Here is a 16,338-nt window from a genome sequence, read left to right on the forward strand (position 1 = left end):
GCAATATAGGCGAGTCCGCGGGCCAGCGCAGGGCGTGCGGCGCTAGAGCTTCACCCCGCCCGCCAGTATCTTGGCGTAGCCGGGCTTGGTCATCTTCACATAGCCCTTGGTCGGGTCCTTGTAATAGACGGCCCCCTTGAACCTCGCCGGGTCGAAGCCTTCGTCCACCAGATCGATCTTGCGGTATTTGAAGGTCCCAGTGGTCTCGATCGCCGGCAGGATCCGCACGAACACCGGCTGGGCGTACGAGGGCAGTTCGCGGTTCACGACCTCCTCGAAGACCTTGATGTCGAATTCCGGCTCGACCACCAGTCCGGCCATGCCGGCGCGGCCGTCCGCTCCCTCGACGCTCACGCCATAGACGTTCGCCTCGGCCACGCCCGGGATCGCCTGCAGGTGGCCCGCCACCTCGCCGGTGGAGACGTTCTCGCCCTTCCAGCGGAAGGTGTCGCCGATCCGGTCCACGAAGTAGAAATAGCCGTCGACGTCAGTCTTCATCAGGTCGCCGGTACGGAACCAGGCGTCGCCCTTGGCGAACACGTCGCGCAGGATCTTCTTGTCCGAGGCGGCCTTGTCGACATAGCCGGTGAACTCGCTGCGCGCGTCGTGCCCGATCTTGCCGATGCACTCGCCGATCTGGCCAGGGCCGGCCTCGATGCACAGGCCGTTGACGCTGCGGACCTCTTCTTCCTTCTCGACGTCGAACTGCACGAGCCGGAAGTTGAAGCGATCCTTCAGCCACTTCGGCACCCGTCCGATCGCTCCGACCTTGCCGTCGAAGTTGAACATCGAGACGTTGCCTTCGGTCGCGCCGTAGAACTCGAGGATCTCCGGAATGCGGAAGCGACTCTTCATCTGCGCCCAGACGTCGGCCCGCAGGCCGTTGCCGAAGGCCAGGCGGATCTTGTGCGCGCGCTCGGCCTCGACCTCATCGTGGTTCACGAGATAACGGCACAGCTCGCCGATGTAGACGAACATCGTGCAGCCTTCCTCGACCACGTCGTCCCAGAAGTGGCTGGCCGAGAACTTTCTTTTCAGCACCACCGAGCCGCCGTTCAGCAACGCCGCGCCCAGCGCGCAGAGCCCGCCGGTGGCGTGATAGAGCGGCAGGGTCACGTAGACCCGGTCCTTCTCGTTCGCCCCGGTCGAGCCGGCGAAGCCGCGCATATAGAGCTGCGCGCGGACGTGGGTGATGCGCGCGGCCTTCGGCAGGCCGGTCGTGCCGCTGGTGTAGATGTAGAGCGCCGTGTCCTTGGCGGTCATGCCCTCGCGCACCGACCGGTCCGGCGGCAGCTGGCTGCAGCTCTTCAGCGCCTGGGTCAGGTCGCGCTGGTCGCCATGCGCCTGGCCGCCCAGCACCCATTGCTGCATCGGCCGCTCCAGCAGGCCTCGCGCCTGTTCGAAGCTTGGCGAGGTCTCACCGTCGACGATGACGTGCGCCGCGCCCGAGATGTTCAGGCAGTGCGCCAACGGCCCGCCGGCCAGCTGGTTGTTGATCAGGGCGGCGACCGCGCCGATCTTGGTCAGACCGTACCAGATCGGAAAGTACTCGATCCGATTGGGCAGGAAGAGCGCCACGGTCTGGCCGCGCCGCACGCCGATCCCCTTGGCCCAGTGGGCGAAGCGGTTGGCGATGGCGTCCATCTCGCCGTAGGTGATGGTCTTGTGCTCGAAGGTCAGGGCGGGGCGCTCGCGCCACTGATCGACCGCCGCCTGGATGTCGTCGCAGATCAGGTTGTCCGAGGTCGGCGCAATCGACTTCACCCGCTTGAGGGTGCGTCTCAGACTGCGAAAGAACCGCCAATCACGTTCCAGACGCGCCTTGAGTCGCATTCATTCCCTCCGACTGAACGCCACCTTGGAGGCGCCCGGTCAGGGGGGTCAAGCTGGGCCATGGCCACATCCGGTCACACACGCGTCAGGCGAGACCCAGCGTGGCGGAAAGGACTCACCCAGCGCGCCCGAGGGCTGGAATCGCTGACCTTTCGCTGGCATCCCAGCAGGCCATGAGCACCCTGCCCAAAGCGATTCTGTTCGACCTGGACGAGACCATCATCTCCTTCGGCTCACGGCGCCTGATGCTGCAGGCGGTGATCGAGGAATTCGCCGACCGCTTCGCGCCGGTGGCGGCCGAGGACGCCGGCGTCGTCATGGAGGCCGGGTTCCGCCGCTTCTGGTCGGACGAGGCCCGGGCGGCGATCTGGCGCCAGAATCTCGGCGCCGGCCGCATCCTGGCGGTCGAGGAAGGCTTCGCGGAGCTGCGGCCGCAGGCGTCCGGCCTGACCGCCGAGTTCGCCCGCACCTTCGGCGAGCGGTTCCACGTCTACCGCGAACAGCAGGCCAAGTTCTTTCCGGGGGCGCTGGAGACCATCCAGGCGTTCCGCGATCTCGGCGTGAAACTGGCCCTGGTCACCAACGGCGCGGCCGAGCCGCAGCGGGCCAAGGTCGAGCGCTTCAACCTGGCGCCGATGTTCGACCACGTGCAGATCGAGGGCGAGGCCGGCTTCGGCAAACCGGAGGAACAGGCCTACCTGCACGCCATGCAGGTTCTGGGCGTCAAGCCGCACGAGACCTGGATGGTCGGCGACAATCTGGAATGGGAGGTCGCCGCGCCCCAGCGCCTGGGCATCTACGCCATATGGCACGATCACCTGGGCGAGGGCTTGCCGCCGGGCAGTCCGATCCAGCCAGATCGGATCGTCCGGTCGATCGCCGAACTCAACCCCCACATCCGGAATTGAGGCAAGATCCTGGCGACATTCGGACCGAATAGGCCGATGTGGGTCAGTAATTCGTCACCCACGCAATCCAAGGGATCGAGCAATTTCGACCTCCGACGGCCGATTTAATTCCCTTATATTTTCAGGGTATTTCATAAATCAGACAGGTATTCGGAACCACTTCGAAACCTAAACCTCGGAACACCACGGACAGATCGGTCGTTGCTCTTTCGAACCCTGACTGGGAGAGCAGAAATGACGACGACCTACGATCCGATCGCCCGACAGAACTTCGAAGCCGCGCGCTCGCGTGAAACCGTGGAACGCGCCGAGGTCGAAACCGAGGCCTACACCCCGATCTACGCCCGTCGCGCCAAGAAGCGTCAGGGCCCGCCCGTGCCGATGATCGTCGGCGGCGTGGTGACGGCCGGCGTGCTGGCCGCTGCCGCGTTCCTGATGATGCAGCCGCGCGACGGCCTGCTGGCCGAGCAGGACGCGACCGCCCCGGCCGCCGCCGCCCCGGTGACCGAGATCGCAACGATGCCGGAGGTCGCGCCGCCGACCACCAGCGTCGCGGCGTTGACCCCGCCGCCCGCTCGGGCGCCGGTGGCGCGTGAGGCTGCGCCCGTCGCGGCCGCACCGGTCCGCACGGCTCGCGCCCGCCCGGCGCCGGCGCCCGTCGCCGACAGCCCGGAGGCCTGGGCCACCGACGCCAGCGCGACCCTGCCTGAGGCGCCGATCCCCTATTCGGCGATCGCCCAGACCCCCGCCTCAGCGCCTGCGGTCGCCCCGCCGGCGCTGACCACGGCGCCGGCGGCGGAAACGCCGACCGTCCCGGCGACACCTGATCCGGCCGCGTCCTCGACCCCGGCGGCGGCTCCGGAGAGCCCTGGGGAGCCGATGCCCTAACGGACGTCGAGCGCGACGGAGGAAGGCGACTCCCGCACGGGAGTCGCCTTTTTCGTGCAACAAGCGCGGCCACACCCTCCCTTAACTACCTTGGCTTCAATCTCCCCATCCAGAGTGCCGAGTCAGGGGCCGGGGAGAGATGCGCCGGGAGTCCGAGTTTAGGTTGCTGGCGCCGCTCGTCGCGCTGGCCCTGGGCGCAATGGCCGTGTTCGCGGCCAGCCTGTTGATCTGGGCCAAGCAGGTGGACGCCGACGTCCGCGCCCGCGAGATCGCGCTGGTCGAGCGCGGCGTACGGGCCAACATCACCGAGATCGAACGGTCTATCCTGCCCGAGACCAACTGGGACGAGGCGGTGATCAATATCGACAACCGCTTCAGCGCCGCCTGGGCTGACGCCAATCTCAACGACTACTTCGCCCAGAACATCGATTTCGAGCACCTGTTCGTTCTCGACGGCGACAACCGCCCGCTCTATGCGCGCCTTCACCGCCAGACCGTCGATCCGGCCAGCTATCGCAAGTTCCACGGGGCCGAGCCGCTGATCGCCCGCGTCCGTGAGGCCGAGGCCGCGCGCGGACCGATCGCCCGGCGCAGCGCGGACGCGCCGCGCCAACTGGTCTCGCGCGCCATTCAGGCCAGCGACTTCATCGCCCATGGCGGCGCCGTCTATCTGGTCTCGGCCACCCTCGTGCAGCCGGACTTCGCCACCGCTGTGCCGCGCCGCGCCTATGCACCGATCGTCGTCATGGTCCTGAAGATCGACCCGGCGTCGCTCGGCAAGCTGCAGGAGCGGCTGCAACTGCAGAACCTGCGATCGGGCGTCGGCGCGTCGCTGGCCGGGCGCGGCGACGCCGAGTTGATGCTGCCGACCAGCCAGGGCGAGACCCCGCTCTATCTGAGCTGGACGCCGCAGAAGCCCGGCGCCGCCCTGGCCCGGGCCGCCGCCCTGCCGGTCGCCCTGGTGCTGCTGGCCTTCAGCCTGGTCGGCGCGGTGATGATCGGGCGGATCCGCAAGGCGGCGATCGAATTCCTGGCCAGCCATCGCTCGCAGAGCGAATTCCTCGCCAATATGAGCCACGAGATCCGCACCCCGCTGAACGGCGTCAATGCGATAGCCGCTGCGCTGGGCAAGACGCCGCTGAATGCAGCCCAGGCCGAGATGGTCGGGATCATCCAGGGCTCGGGCGAGTCGCTGGAACGGCTGCTGTCCGACGTGCTCGACCTTTCGCAGATGGAGACCGGCGGCGTCGAGGTCGTGAACCGGCCGTTCCACCTCGGCGAGGCGATCCGGGCCGTCGCCGCCATGGCCAGCCTGCGCGCACAGGAGAAGGCGATCGACGTCATCCTGGACCTCGATCCCGCCGTCGAAGCCGTCGTGGTCGGCGACGCCGTGCGCGTGAAGCAGGTGCTGATCAACCTCGTCTCCAACGCCGTGAAGTTCACGCGCGAGGGCTATGTCGCCATCGCGGTCCGCGCCGAAGGCGCCGGGCGCTGGCGGATCGACGTGCAGGACACCGGCATTGGCTTCGATCCGGCCGACAAGGACCGCCTGTTCGGCCGCTTCGAGCAAGGCGACCGATCGCAGACCCGCCGCTATGGCGGCGCGGGCCTTGGCCTGACCATCGCCAAGCATCTGGTCGGCCTGATGGACGGCGAAATCGACGCCACTGGCGCTCTGGGCGAAGGCGCGACCTTCACCGTCCGGCTGCCGATGACGCCGGTCGCCGCCCCCGCCCACGCCGAACCCGAGATCGAAGCCGCCGCCGCACCGGACCGGCCGCTGCGCGTGCTGCTGGCCGACGACCATCCGACCAACCGCCGCGTCGTGCAGGTGCTGTTCGCCGACCTGCCGGTCGACCTGGTCTGCGTCGAGAACGGCGAACAGGCCTGCGAAGCCTTCGCCTTCCAGCGCTTCGACCTGGTGCTGATGGACATGCAGATGCCGGTGATGGACGGCTTGACCGCCGTGCGCGCCATCCGTGAACGCGAACGCCTGCGCGGCATGTCCCACACCCCGATCGTGATGCTGACCGCCAACGCCCTGCCCGCGCACCAGGCCGCGAGCCTGGCCGCCGGCGCGGACCTCCACATGGCCAAGCCGATCGAGGCGGCCAAGCTGTTCGGCGTGCTGCAGGCCGTGGCCGATCATCAGGCGGTGGCTGTCGCCGCCTAACGGCCAAGCGACCCCTTGCCACATTCCCGAACGTCGTTCGCTGTGGCTATTGCCGGCCGCAGTCGCGATCCTGAGGTCTTGTTGATGCTGAAGCTGTTGTTTTCGAGCTGGGGCGCCGAGTGGGGCACCGCGGCCCTGGTGTTCTTCGTCAGCGCCGCCGTCGGCCGTTTCGCCGCCGAGGGCATGAACACCCTGCAGTGGTGCGGCGCGATCACCGCCGTCCTGGCCTCGATCACCGCCGCCGTCGCCGTCCGTGTCTGGAAGGCCGAACCGGTGAAGGTCCGCGCCGACCGCGACTGATCACTCGGCGTGGACGTCCACGCCCATCGCGTTCAGCAGCCGATACTGCTGATCCAGAGTGATCTTCATCCCTTGCAGGGTGGCTAGTTCCGTCAGGTTCAGGCCGCTCACCTCCGCGCCGCGCAGATCGGCGCCGGCCAACTTTGCGCCGACGGTCAGGGCCTGGAAGAGGTCGCACTCACGCAGGTCCGCCCCCTCCAGGTCGGCGTCGACCAGCACCGCCTCGCGCAGGTTCGAACGGTTGAGGTCGCCCTTGGGCAGCCGCAGCTGAGTTAAGTCCGCAAGTTCCAGATTGCAGCCCTTCAGCGCGCCGGCCCACTGCACGACATTGCGTCCGAACGAGCGGCTGAAGTCCGCCCGCGGAAACGCCGAGCCCCGCAGGTTGCAGGCTTCCATCTCGACGCCCCATAGGCTCGACCGCTCGAAACGGGCGAACGACAGGTCGCACTTGCGCAGCCGCGCCTCTTCCAGCCGGCAGAAGGCGAAGACAGCGCCAACATGGCCCTCGTCATCGGCCAGGCTGCAGCCCTCGAACACCGCCTCGCGCAGGTCGGCGTGCGTGAAGCGGCTGCGGATCAGCCGGCACTCGGCGAACCGCGCGCCCTGCAGCCCAGCGCCCGAAATCAGGACGTCGCGCAGCACGCAGCGCTCGAACACCGCATCGGTGAGATCGCGGTCGGTGAAGTCCAGGTCGGAGAGGTCTTGATCGACCAACCGACATCCCACCTTCAACTCGATCGCCATTGCGCCCTCCTCGGCTCGTCCCGCCGATCGGGGACCCGGACGCAGTAGCCCGGGTCCACGTCGCAAACGGTCGTAGATCGACCGCCTATTCGGCCGCGCCGGCCTTCACATAGATCTCGCCGCCCTCGGCCCGGAACTTCTCGCTCATCTGCTCCATGCCGGCGGCGACGTCGTTCTGCTTGGCGGCGGCCTCGCGGATGTCCTGGCTGATCTTCATCGAGCAGAACTTCGGACCGCACATCGAACAGAAGTGCGCGGTCTTCATCGCCTCCTTGGGCAGGGTTTCGTCGTGGTACTGGCGGGCGGTTTCCGGATCGAGGCCGAGATTGAACTGGTCCTCCCAGCGGAACTCGAAGCGCGCGCGGCTGAGCGCGTCGTCCCACATCCGCGCCGACGGATGGCCCTTGGCGAGGTCGGCGGCGTGGGCGGCGATCTTGTAGGTGATCACGCCTTCCTTGACGTCCTCGCGGTCCGGCAGGCCCAGGTGCTCCTTGGGCGTGACGTAGCAAAGCATGGCGGTGCCGAACCAGCCGATCATCGCCGCGCCGATGGCGCTGGTGATGTGGTCGTAGCCGGGCGCGATGTCGGTGGTTAGCGGGCCGAGCGTGTAGAACGGCGCCTCGCCGCAGGCCTTGAGCTGCTTGTCCATGTTGGCCTTGATCTTGTGCATGGCCACGTGGCCCGGCCCTTCGATCATCACCTGCACGCCATGCTTCCAGGCGATCGGCGTCAGCTCTCCCAGCGTCTCCAGTTCGGCGAACTGCGCGGCGTCGTTGGCGTCGGCGATCGAGCCGGGACGCAGGCCGTCGCCCAGCGAGAACGAGACGTCGTAGGCCCGCATGATCTCGCAGATCTCTTCGAAGTGCTCGTAGAGGAAGTTCTCCTTGTGGTGCGCCAGGCACCACTTGGCCATGATCGAGCCGCCGCGCGAGACGATGCCGGTGACGCGCTTGGCGGTCAGCGGAATGAACGGCAGGCGGACCCCTGCGTGGATCGTAAAGTAGTCGACGCCCTGCTCGGCCTGCTCGATCAGGGTGTCGCGGAAGACCTCCCAGTTCAGGTCCTCGGCGACGCCGTTCACCTTTTCCAGCGCCTGGTAGATCGGAACCGTGCCGATCGGGACCGGGCTGTTGCGGATGATCCAGTCGCGGATGTTGTGGATATTCCTGCCGGTAGACAGGTCCATGACCGTGTCGGCGCCCCAGCGGATCGCCCAGACCATCTTGTCGACCTCGTCGGCGACGGTCGACAGTACGGCCGAGTTGCCGATGTTGGCGTTGATCTTGACCAGGAAGTTCCGGCCGATGGCCATCGGTTCGAGTTCGGTGTGGTTGATGTTGGCCGGGATGATCGCGCGGCCGCGGGCGATCTCGTCGCGCACGAACTCAGGCGTGACGAAGTCGGGGATCGAGGCGCCGAAGTCCTCGCCGTCGCGGATCGCGCCGTCGTTCTCCTGGCGGCGCAGGTTCTCGCGGATGGCGACGTATTCCATCTCCGGAGTGATGATCCCGCGGCGGGCGTACTCCAGCTGGGTCACGGCCGCCCCGCCCTTGGCGCGGTAGACGCGGCGCGGCGCGGTGAACTGCGGGGCCAGGTGTTCGCCCTTGGCGAAGCCGTTGTCCTCGGGCTTCACTTCGCGAGGGCTTTCAACCACTTCGATGTCGCCGCGGGAAACGACCCAGGGCTCGCGCACGCGCGCCAGGCCCTGGTCGATGTCGATCTTCGCCTGCGGGTCGGTATAGGGGCCGGAGGGATCGTAGATGGTCACCGGCGGCTCGTTGGCCGAGGGATGCACCGCCACCTCGCGGAACGGCACGCGGATGTCCGGCCACAGCACGCCGGGCTGGTAGACCTTGCGCGAGCCGGGGCGCTCGCCGGTGGGAATGGCGTCTTTGACGGGCGTCTGGATGTTCACCGGCAAGCTCCTATGCGGCCAGAAGGCCTGCCGGCGACCGGGAATCCGGGCATGCGCATGCTCGGAACGCCTTCCCTTCGCCGGCATGACCCGGATCAGGTTCTACGGGTCGCGGGCTCGCCCGCCTCTCAGCCGCCTAAGCGCGGCCCCCCGAGGACAAGCGACAGTCATAGGCGCGAACGCCCCCGATTGAAAGCGCCGCCGTCCAGCCGCAATCTGGCGCCTAGACTGGCCGTCTCAGGAGGATCGCCATGCAACGCCTTGTCCTCGCCGCCGCCCTGACCGCCGCCCTCGCCGCGCCGGCCTTCGCGCAGGAGCCGGCCAAGCCCGCCGCCTCGTCCAACCAGTGCTTCCGGATGAGCCAGATCGACAATCACACCAAGGGCGACGACCAGACCGTCTACCTGTCGGTGCGCCATCGAGACGTCTATCGCCTGGGCATGGCCGGCAACTGCCTGGCCGGCGCCAGCTCCAACGACGCCCTTGTCATGGCGCCGACCGCCGGGGTCGACCTGATCTGCCGACCGCTGGACCTCGACCTCAAGGTCCACACCAGCCCGGGCATGCTTTCGCCCTGCATCATCAAGGACATAACCAAGCTGACGCCCGACCAGGTCGCGGCGCTGCCGCCGAAGGTGAAGCCTTAGCCGATCGGCCAAATCGGCGCTCGCGAGCGACCTTGGCCGCATGCTAGGCAGGCGGCTTAGGAGTACCCCATGCAGCTTGCCAAGTTCCCGCGCGCGCGGTTCGCGCACCTTCCCACCCCGCTGGAGCCCGCGCCGCGGCTCGCGGCCGAACTGGGGATCAAGTCGCTCTACGTGAAGCGCGACGACTGCACGGGCCTGGCCGGCGGCGGCAACAAGACCCGCAAGCTGGAATTCCTCGTCGGGGACGCCCTGGCGAAAGGCGCCGATACGCTGGTCACCCAAGGCGCCGTTCAGTCCAACCACGTGCGCCAGACGGCCGCCGCCGCGGCCAGGTTCGGCCTGGCCTGCGAGATCATCCTGGAGGAGCGGACCGGGTCGAACGCGGTCGACTACAACGGTTCCGGCAACGTGCTTCTCGACAGGTTGTTAGGCGCGTCCATCAGGATCGTGCCGGGCGGGACCGACATGAACGCCGAACTCGAGAAGAGCGCGCAGGCCGTGCGCGAGCGCGGCGGCAAGCCGTACGTTATTCCAGGCGGGGGTTCGAACACGATCGGCGCGCTCGGCTATGTCGATTGCGCGCTGGAGCTCGTGCGCCAGGCCGACGCCGAAAACCTGACCATCGACCGTATCGTCACGGCGACCGGCAGCGCCGGTACGCACGCCGGACTGGTCGCGGGCCTTGCGCTGCTTGGGGCCGACGTGCCCGTGCTGGGCATCGGCGTGCGCGCGCCGAAAGATGTCCAGGAAGCCAACGTTCACAAACTGGCGGTCGAGACCGCGACCCTGCTCGGCCACGGCGAGCGCGTCACCCGCGAGATGACGGTCGCCAATTGCGACTATGTCGGCGCCGGCTACGGCCTGATCGACGATGGCGTCATCGACGCCCTGAAGCTGGCCGCCCGCACCGAAGGCCTGCTGTTCGATCCGGTGTACACGGGCAAGGCCGTGAAGGGCCTGATCGACCTGGCCCGCAAGGGGACCTTCAAGGACGAGACGGTGGTCTTCCTGCACACCGGCGGCGCGCAGGGCCTGTTCGGCTATCACACCGAGCTCGAAGGATCGCTGGCGTGAGTCTGGTCCTGGGCGTGCTGGGCGGGATGGGTCCGGCGGCGACGCTGGACTTCCTCGCCAAGCTGCAGGCGCTGACCCCGGCCGAGCGCGACCAGGACCACATCCGCACCCTGGTCGACATCAACCCGCAGGTGCCCGACCGAAACGACCCGCTGAACCGGCCGGGCCCGGTGCTGGCCGAGATGGCCGGCGCCCTGCACGGGGCCGGGGCCGACGTGCTGGCGATCGCCTGCAACACCGCCCACGCCTATGCCGACGTGATCACCCGCTCGAGCGGCCTGCCGCTGATCGACATGATCGGCACCGCCTCAGCCGCGGCCCGCGACAGCGGCGCGCGGCGGGCCGGGGTGCTGGGCACCCGCGACGCGTTGAAGCTCTATCGCGAGTACCTGGCCGCCCAGGGCATGGGCATGGTCACCCTGGAGCCGGAGGGCCAGGAGGCCTTCATGACGCTGCTCTACGAGATCAAGCGCGGCGAACGCGGGCCGGAGGCGCGCGAGCGCATGGCGGCCCTGGCCGCCGACCTCGCCGCCGGCGGGGCCGAGGCGATCATCGCCGGCTGCACCGAGGTTCCGCTGGTGCTGGGGGCCGACGACATCCGCCTGCCGTTCATCGACGCCGGCGAGGCCCTGGCCCGCCGCTGCGTCGCGGTGTGCCTGGGCCTCGAACCGGTCCCCGCGCTCTAGCCTGCGGTCGCTTCGGCGGCCGCGCGTTCGCCGGCCCGGATCGCGCCTTCGACATAGCCGGTCCAGGTCTCCGACGTCTCGGTGCCCGCCCAGTGCACCCTGCCGACCGGCGCGCGCAGCGAGGCGCCATGCGCCGACAGCACGCCCGGCGGGGCGAACGCCCCATAGCAGCCGCGCGACCAGCGCTCGGTCGACCAGTCCTGCTCCACATAGTCGAGCGGCGTCGCCGCCTGGGGGCCCAGCCCCTCGACCAGCAGCCGCAGCACCTCGGCGCGCCGTTCGGCCGCCGTGCGCGGGCTCCACTCGCGGGCGTGCGCGCCGTCGAAGAAGCCGGCGATCAGGCCGTGCGGCTGGCCGGGCGGACTGACGTCGAAGGCCGGGCCGAACGCAAAGCGGTCGCTGAACAGCGAGCCGTTCAGGCCGTCCTTGCGCCAGAACGGGGTCTCGTAGGCGACCCAGATCTTGATGCAGGAGCCCATCGGCATCCGCTGGGTCAGGGCGTCGCGAGCATGCGGCATCAGCGGCTCGTACTCGATGCGGCCGGCGAGCGGCGGCGGCAGGGCGACGATCACGCGCGGAGCGGTGTAGCGACCGTCGTCGCAGATCACCTCCACGCCCGAAGCGTCCTGCCGGATCGTGCGGACGGCCGTGTTCAACCTCACCGCCGGACCGAGGTCGGCGGCCATCTTGGCGGCCACCTGATGCAGCCCGCCGACGAACAGGAAGTTCTGCGCCCCGCCCGGCCCCGAGGAGATCAGGGTCGAAAGATCGCCGGCCGACTTCAGGTAGAAGAGCATGAACAGCAGCGAGATGTCGTGCGGCTGCGCGCAGAACAGCGCCGGGATCAGCATCTCGAACACCCCGCGCGCGCCCTTGGTCTTGGCGTGAGCGTCGAGCCAGGTCGCGAAGGTCATCGCGTCCAGTTTCGCGGCGTCAGGGGCCGTCCAGGGCGCATCGAGCGGCAGCTTGCCGGCCAGTTGCTCCAGTTCGCCGACCATGGCGGCGAAGTCGGCCAAGGCGTCCGGCGGCAGCGCCGAGAACGAGTCCTCCCCGCGCCCGGTCCCGCGCACGCCGTTCACCTCGAAGAGGTTCTTGCCCTCCAGGAAGGTCGGGTATGTGCCCACGCCATAGCCCTTGGCGAGTTCGGCCAGCCGCGTCTGGGTCGGACCGAGCCACATGCCGCCGAGATCGATGGTCACCCCGGCGATCCGCCCGGGCTTCACCCGCCCGCCGACACGGTCGCGCGCCTCGAGCACGATGACCCGGCGGCCGGCCGCCTTCAGCGCACGGGCCGCCGCCAGGCCCGAGAAGCCGCCGCCGACCACGATCACGTCGGCGGTCTGCGTCGCCGGCGTCGACGCCCCTGCCGATCCGCCGACCGCCATCGCTCCGACCATCGAAGCTCCGGCCATCGACGCCGTGAGCACCGCGCGCCGGTCAGGTTGGTTCTGCATCCTCGCCTCCGATTATTTAATTATACGCGTATAATTAAATGGCGGAACGGCGATCGTGCAATAGGGTTCTTTCGATCGCGGAGGATGGATGACGCAGGCTCGGAGGGGACGGCCCCGGCGTTCGCCGGAGCAGGTGGACGCCATGCGCGAGCGCATCATCGCCACCGCGCGCAGCCTGTTCGCGACCGAGGGCTTCCAGAGCGTCTCGATGCGCAAGGTCGCGGCCGAGGCCGGCTGCTCGCCGATGGCGCTCTATGGCTACTTCCGCAACAAGAACGAGCTGCTGCGCCACATCTGGGAGCAGTTCTTCGACCCGCTGTTCGCCTCGGTCGACGAGGCGGCCGCCAAGGCGACGAGCCCGCAGCAGCGCCTGAGGTCCATGTGCCAGGCCTATCTCGCCTATTGGCTCGAGCATCCCGACCAGTACCGGCTGGTCTATCTGAACGACGACCGCGTGGAGGACGGCGAGGTGTTCTACGCCCACCAGCCCGACACGGCGCGCCGCCACGCCGTGTTCTCCGAGGCCATCGCCGACTGCCAGGCCGCCGGCGAGATCGCGCCGGGCGACAAGACCGCCAAGGGCGAGGCGTTGCTCTGCCTGATGATCGGCGTGGCCCACAACCTGATCACCGTCAGCGAACATCGCTGGTCGCCGGGACCGCAGCTGCTGGACGTCATGCTGGACGGGTTGTTTGCTCAGCGGGCCTAAGGCCTAGCGTCCGAGCCAACCGAACGCGCGGGCGATGAAGGCGCGGCCGTCCTGCTCGACCGGCGTGCCGTGGGCCATGACCACCTTCTCGCTCGGCCAGTCGAGAATGCGCGACAGAGCCGCCCTGCCCGCGCCGCGGTCCGTGAAGGCGACGCGGAACTTGCGGGGCACGGTGGGCTGGGGCTGCGTCATCAGGTCCAGCCGCGCGACCAGCGCCCGCCAGCCGGTGAACCAGCCGCGCGGAAACTGCTGCAGCAGGTCGGTGAACAGCACCGTGCGGCTGGGGCGGTGGAAGAACACCGCCTCGGTCGTGATCGCGTTGCCGGCCATCAGCACGTAGTCGAGGTCGGCCGGCCAGTCGCCCGGCGGCGCATCGCCCAGCTCGACGTCGATGCGCAGGTCCGGCCGCTTGGCGGCCAAGCCCGGCGCCGCATACAGCCGGGCGGTCGGATAGGCCGAGCGCCATTGCGCCAGGTGCAGGTCATGCAGCGAGTTCGGCGCCACGATGCAACGGACCTCGCCCAGGGCGGCGAGCTCCGCGGCCAGGTCCTCGTCCAGCGCCACCGGCGACCAGACCAGCAGCCCGCCGCCGGTCAGGCGGATCGCCGCCATCCGCGTCGGATAGCGAAACCCGGCGACCTGCGCCTGGCCGCCGTCGGCCAGCCAGATCTCGGCCCCAAATGGGCGTAGACGCGAGAAGCTCATGGCTCACCCCTTGGCCGCCGCGCCCTTGACGACGATCACTGCGCCCCGACGGCGATCATGCCACTCTCGGCAGACCAACCAGAGGGATCAAGCATGATCAGGCCGGCCGACAGCTTTCCCGACGACGTGGCCGCCTATCGCCGCACCCCGGAGTTCGACGAGGCGACGACGCCCGCCGGCCTGCTCAGCGAGCACAACACCAAGGCCGGGGTCTGGGGACGGATCCAGGTCCTCGAAGGCGCCCTGCTCTATCGGGTCACCGACCCGCGCCGCGAGCCGGCCGAGCGCCTGCTGACTCCTGACGGACCGCCCGGCGTCGTGGAGCCTGAGATCAAGCACCACGTCGCGCTGAACGGCCCGGTCCGGTTCTATGTCGAGTTTCTGAAGGCGCCGGACCAGGCGATCAGAGCCGCCCGGCCTTGAAGGTGTCGCAAGCGGCCGGATCGCCCTTCTCCACCCCGATGCGGAACCAGCGCATGCGCTGCTCGCTGGAGCCGTGGGTGAAGGCGTCGGGCATGACGCGGCCCTGGGACTGCTTCTGGATGGCGTCGTCGCCGACCGCCGCGGCGGCGCGGATGCCGTCCTCGATGTCAGCCGGATCGAGCGCCACCTGGCCGCCGGACGCGGCCGGCGCGTGGGCGACCCAGACGCCGGCGTAGCAGTCGGCTTGCAGCTCCAGCCGCACGGCCGTGGAGTCCGCGCCGCGCGAGCCGCGTTCGACGTTGTTGGTCGCGCCGGTCAGATTCTGGACGTGGTGGCCGACCTCATGGGCGATGACATAGGCGCGGGCCGCCTCGCCCTTGGCCCCGAAGCGGCTTTCCAGCTCGTTCCAGAACGCCAGGTCGAGATAAACCTTCTGGTCGGCCGGGCAGTAGAACGGCCCCATCGCCGACTGGCCCATACCGCATCCGGTGCCGGTCGCCTGGTCATAGATCACCACCGCGGCCGGGCGGCGGTAGCGCTGGCCCTCGGCCGCGAAGATCTGGCTCCACACGTCGGTGGTCGACTGTTCGATGACGTCGACGAACTGGCCGCCCGCATCCTGGGTCGTGCCGCGCACGCCCTCCTGCTGCTCGGCCTGGCCGCCGCCCTGCACCACCGACATGGTGGTCGAGGGATCGATGCCGAACACGAAGTAGCCGATCAGGGCCAGGGCCAGACCGCCCAGCCCGATGCCCCCGACTCCGGCCGCGCCCATCCCGCGGCGATCCTCAATGTTGCCGCCCCTACGGCCGCCCTGCCAACGCATGTCCTGATCCTTCCAGTGACGCCTCAACGCCCCAGCCCGGCCGGAGGATGCGATCTATCGGCGCGGCTGTCAGCGCTTGTTTTGCGAGGCCTCGCGCACGCGGGCGTTGGACGCGGCCAGGACGGCGTCGGGGATCGAGGCGTAGCTGCCCATGTTGAGGGCCGGCGGCTTCACGTCCGGATCGAGCGGCGCCAGCGTTGGCGCGCGCTGCGCCTGCAGGCCCTGCATCCGCTCCTGGCTCTGCACCCGCGCATCCAGGCTGTTGAGATCGTTCTCCAGCGACACCGCCCGCTGCCGGTCGATCATCTGCTGGGCCTGGAGCTCCTGGTTGCGGATGGTCAGGTCGCGGGCGACCGGGTCGCGCGGCGCCTGGGCCGGCGCCGGCGAAGCCGACGCGGCGAAGATAGCCAGGGCAAGAAGCATCGGTCGCATGACCATGAAACGCGCCAACCGGCCGCAAGGCTCCGCGTCAGCGGCGCGAAACGGTGAAGCGGGTCAGCTGCTCGCGCGGGGCGGCCCATTCCGGGGCCAGTTCCAGCGCCTTCTGATAGTCGAAATAGGCCGCCTTCGGGTCGTCCAGGCCTTCATGGGCCAGGGCGCGGTTGTAGTAGGCCTTCTCCGGCTCGCTGACCCCCAGTTCGAGGCTGCGGTTGAGGTCGCTGAGGCCCTCGGCGTAGCGCTTGCGGCCGATCCAGGCCGCGCCGCGGTTGACATAGGCCTCGCCCATTTCCGGCTGCAGGCGCACGGCGCTGTCGAAATCGCGGGCGGCGTCGGCATAGGCCGCGCGGCGCAGCTTGAGCACGCCGCGGTTGACGAAGGTGCCGGCGCGATCGCGCGGATCCATCAACTCGGTCTCGAGCGCCAGGGTGCAGCTGTCCTGGTACTGCGGATCGTCTTCGCCGCGGATGGCGGCGTCGGCGCACTCCTGGGCGAGCCCGCCGCCGAGCACGGTGACGGCGCCTTCGGCGGTGGTGGCGACAGCCAGGATCGCCAACGCGATCACTGCAAGCATGACCCCTTTGAACATGTTCGGCCTCCCGGCGTCCTCGGGCG

Annotated in this window: 17 protein-coding genes and 1 riboswitch; of the genes, 9 read left to right on the forward strand and 8 right to left on the reverse strand. The window is 69.0% G+C overall.

The features are described from left to right. Positions 1-42: 42 nt before the first annotated feature. Entirely contained in the window at positions 43-1,833 is a 1,791-nt protein-coding gene (locus ACSQ2H_RS16960) for a long-chain-acyl-CoA synthetase (protein WP_436062558.1), read from the reverse strand. A 173-nt stretch (positions 1,834-2,006) separates the two neighbouring features. Between ACSQ2H_RS16960 and ACSQ2H_RS16965 the strand changes: the two genes are divergently transcribed. The 4 genes from ACSQ2H_RS16965 (at position 2,007) to ACSQ2H_RS16980 (ending at position 6,102) form a co-directional block, all read left to right on the forward strand. Then, positions 2,007-2,741 (forward strand): HAD family hydrolase, encoded by a 735-nt coding sequence (locus tag ACSQ2H_RS16965; RefSeq protein WP_436062559.1) that lies wholly within the window; start codon positions 2,007-2,009, stop codon positions 2,739-2,741. A gap of 234 nt (positions 2,742-2,975) precedes the next feature. Beyond that, complete coding sequence (locus ACSQ2H_RS16970; RefSeq protein WP_436062560.1) at positions 2,976-3,629, forward strand: hypothetical protein; 654 nt, start codon at positions 2,976-2,978, stop codon at positions 3,627-3,629. A 139-nt stretch (positions 3,630-3,768) separates the two neighbouring features. Then, complete coding sequence (locus ACSQ2H_RS16975; protein ID WP_436062561.1) at positions 3,769-5,802, forward strand: ATP-binding protein; 2,034 nt, start codon at positions 3,769-3,771, stop codon at positions 5,800-5,802. A gap of 84 nt (positions 5,803-5,886) precedes the next feature. Beyond that, positions 5,887-6,102: a hypothetical protein gene (locus ACSQ2H_RS16980; RefSeq protein WP_267230776.1), complete on the forward strand. Its 216-nt coding sequence runs from the start codon at positions 5,887-5,889 to the stop codon at positions 6,100-6,102. Here ACSQ2H_RS16980 and ACSQ2H_RS16985 read toward each other — a convergent pair whose 3' ends face one another. Beyond that, positions 6,103-6,846, reverse strand: coding sequence for a pentapeptide repeat-containing protein (locus tag ACSQ2H_RS16985; protein WP_436062562.1), 744 nt, complete (start codon positions 6,844-6,846; stop codon positions 6,103-6,105). It abuts the gene before it with no gap. Between the two features lie 85 nt (positions 6,847-6,931). Beyond that, on the reverse strand, positions 6,932-8,761 hold the full coding sequence (gene thiC / locus ACSQ2H_RS16990; RefSeq protein WP_436062563.1) for a phosphomethylpyrimidine synthase ThiC: 1,830 nt from the start codon (positions 8,759-8,761) through the stop codon (positions 6,932-6,934). Positions 8,762-8,816: 55 nt separating this feature from the next. Further along, a riboswitch (TPP riboswitch) is annotated at positions 8,817-8,924 on the reverse strand. An 88-nt stretch (positions 8,925-9,012) separates the two neighbouring features. Here thiC and ACSQ2H_RS16995 point away from each other — a divergent pair. The 3 genes from ACSQ2H_RS16995 (at position 9,013) to ACSQ2H_RS17005 (ending at position 11,168) form a co-directional block, all read left to right on the forward strand. Beyond that, complete coding sequence (locus ACSQ2H_RS16995) at positions 9,013-9,408, forward strand: DUF6491 family protein (RefSeq protein ID WP_436062564.1); 396 nt, start codon at positions 9,013-9,015, stop codon at positions 9,406-9,408. A gap of 69 nt (positions 9,409-9,477) precedes the next feature. Continuing rightward, positions 9,478-10,482: a D-cysteine desulfhydrase gene (locus ACSQ2H_RS17000; protein ID WP_436062565.1), complete on the forward strand. Its 1,005-nt coding sequence runs from the start codon at positions 9,478-9,480 to the stop codon at positions 10,480-10,482. Further along, a complete protein-coding gene (locus ACSQ2H_RS17005; protein ID WP_436062566.1) occupies positions 10,479-11,168 on the forward strand; it encodes an aspartate/glutamate racemase family protein in 690 nt (229 codons plus the stop codon). Before ACSQ2H_RS17000 ends, ACSQ2H_RS17005 begins: the two co-directional genes overlap by 4 nt. Here ACSQ2H_RS17005 and ACSQ2H_RS17010 read toward each other — a convergent pair. Next, positions 11,165-12,622 carry a flavin monoamine oxidase family protein gene (locus tag ACSQ2H_RS17010; protein ID WP_436062567.1) on the reverse strand — a complete coding sequence of 486 codons (1,458 nt, stop codon included), beginning with the start codon at positions 12,620-12,622 and terminating at the stop codon, positions 11,165-11,167. The genes ACSQ2H_RS17005 and ACSQ2H_RS17010 overlap by 4 nt on opposite strands. A gap of 142 nt (positions 12,623-12,764) precedes the next feature. Between ACSQ2H_RS17010 and ACSQ2H_RS17015 the strand changes: the two genes are divergently transcribed. Then, positions 12,765-13,331: a TetR/AcrR family transcriptional regulator gene (locus ACSQ2H_RS17015; protein WP_436062568.1), complete on the forward strand. Its 567-nt coding sequence runs from the start codon at positions 12,765-12,767 to the stop codon at positions 13,329-13,331. Positions 13,332-13,334: 3 nt separating this feature from the next. Here ACSQ2H_RS17015 and ACSQ2H_RS17020 read toward each other — a convergent pair whose 3' ends face one another. After that, the gene (locus tag ACSQ2H_RS17020; protein ID WP_436062569.1) at positions 13,335-14,036 is read right to left on the reverse strand and encodes a DUF4336 domain-containing protein; all 702 of its coding nucleotides are present in this window, start codon (positions 14,034-14,036) and stop codon (positions 13,335-13,337) included. 93 nt (positions 14,037-14,129) lie between these two features. Between ACSQ2H_RS17020 and ACSQ2H_RS17025 the strand changes: the two genes are divergently transcribed. After that, positions 14,130-14,459, forward strand: a complete 330-nt coding sequence (locus ACSQ2H_RS17025; RefSeq protein ID WP_436062570.1) for a DUF1971 domain-containing protein — start codon at positions 14,130-14,132, stop codon at positions 14,457-14,459. Here the strand turns inward: ACSQ2H_RS17025 and ypfJ are convergent. The 3 genes from ypfJ to ACSQ2H_RS17040 form a co-directional block, all read right to left on the reverse strand. After that, entirely contained in the window at positions 14,440-15,285 is an 846-nt protein-coding gene (gene ypfJ, locus ACSQ2H_RS17030; protein WP_436062571.1) for a KPN_02809 family neutral zinc metallopeptidase, read from the reverse strand. The two genes, ACSQ2H_RS17025 and ypfJ, sit on opposite strands and share 20 nt — an antisense overlap. 69 nt (positions 15,286-15,354) lie before the next feature. Next, positions 15,355-15,723 carry a hypothetical protein gene (locus ACSQ2H_RS17035; RefSeq protein WP_436062572.1) on the reverse strand — a complete coding sequence of 123 codons (369 nt, stop codon included), beginning with the start codon at positions 15,721-15,723 and terminating at the stop codon, positions 15,355-15,357. A 31-nt stretch (positions 15,724-15,754) separates the two neighbouring features. Beyond that, the gene (locus ACSQ2H_RS17040; RefSeq protein WP_436062573.1) at positions 15,755-16,312 is read right to left on the reverse strand and encodes a tetratricopeptide repeat protein; all 558 of its coding nucleotides are present in this window, start codon (positions 16,310-16,312) and stop codon (positions 15,755-15,757) included. Positions 16,313-16,338 lie beyond the last annotated feature (26 nt).

Source organism: Phenylobacterium sp. LjRoot97 (assembly GCF_964254345.1).
Classification (GTDB): domain Bacteria; phylum Pseudomonadota; class Alphaproteobacteria; order Caulobacterales; family Caulobacteraceae; genus Phenylobacterium.

Coding starts and splice junctions, on each gene's coding strand:
- ACSQ2H_RS16960 (WP_436062558.1), bottom strand. CDS start 1,833: ATGCGACTCAAGGCGCGTCTGGAACGTGATTGGCGGTTCTTTCGCAGT.
- ACSQ2H_RS16965 (WP_436062559.1), top strand. CDS start 2,007: ATGAGCACCCTGCCCAAAGCGATTCTGTTCGACCTGGACGAGACCATC.
- ACSQ2H_RS16970 (WP_436062560.1), top strand. CDS start 2,976: ATGACGACGACCTACGATCCGATCGCCCGACAGAACTTCGAAGCCGCG.
- ACSQ2H_RS16975 (WP_436062561.1), top strand. CDS start 3,769: ATGCGCCGGGAGTCCGAGTTTAGGTTGCTGGCGCCGCTCGTCGCGCTG.
- ACSQ2H_RS16980 (WP_267230776.1), top strand. CDS start 5,887: ATGCTGAAGCTGTTGTTTTCGAGCTGGGGCGCCGAGTGGGGCACCGCG.
- ACSQ2H_RS16985 (WP_436062562.1), bottom strand. CDS start 6,846: ATGGCGATCGAGTTGAAGGTGGGATGTCGGTTGGTCGATCAAGACCTC.
- ACSQ2H_RS16995 (WP_436062564.1), top strand. CDS start 9,013: ATGCAACGCCTTGTCCTCGCCGCCGCCCTGACCGCCGCCCTCGCCGCG.
- ACSQ2H_RS17000 (WP_436062565.1), top strand. CDS start 9,478: ATGCAGCTTGCCAAGTTCCCGCGCGCGCGGTTCGCGCACCTTCCCACC.
- ACSQ2H_RS17010 (WP_436062567.1), bottom strand. CDS start 12,622: ATGCAGAACCAACCTGACCGGCGCGCGGTGCTCACGGCGTCGATGGCC.
- ACSQ2H_RS17015 (WP_436062568.1), top strand. CDS start 12,765: ATGCGCGAGCGCATCATCGCCACCGCGCGCAGCCTGTTCGCGACCGAG.
- ACSQ2H_RS17020 (WP_436062569.1), bottom strand. CDS start 14,036: ATGAGCTTCTCGCGTCTACGCCCATTTGGGGCCGAGATCTGGCTGGCC.
- ACSQ2H_RS17025 (WP_436062570.1), top strand. CDS start 14,130: ATGATCAGGCCGGCCGACAGCTTTCCCGACGACGTGGCCGCCTATCGC.
- ypfJ (WP_436062571.1), bottom strand. CDS start 15,285: ATGCGTTGGCAGGGCGGCCGTAGGGGCGGCAACATTGAGGATCGCCGC.
- ACSQ2H_RS17035 (WP_436062572.1), bottom strand. CDS start 15,723: ATGGTCATGCGACCGATGCTTCTTGCCCTGGCTATCTTCGCCGCGTCG.
- ACSQ2H_RS17040 (WP_436062573.1), bottom strand. CDS start 16,312: ATGTTCAAAGGGGTCATGCTTGCAGTGATCGCGTTGGCGATCCTGGCT.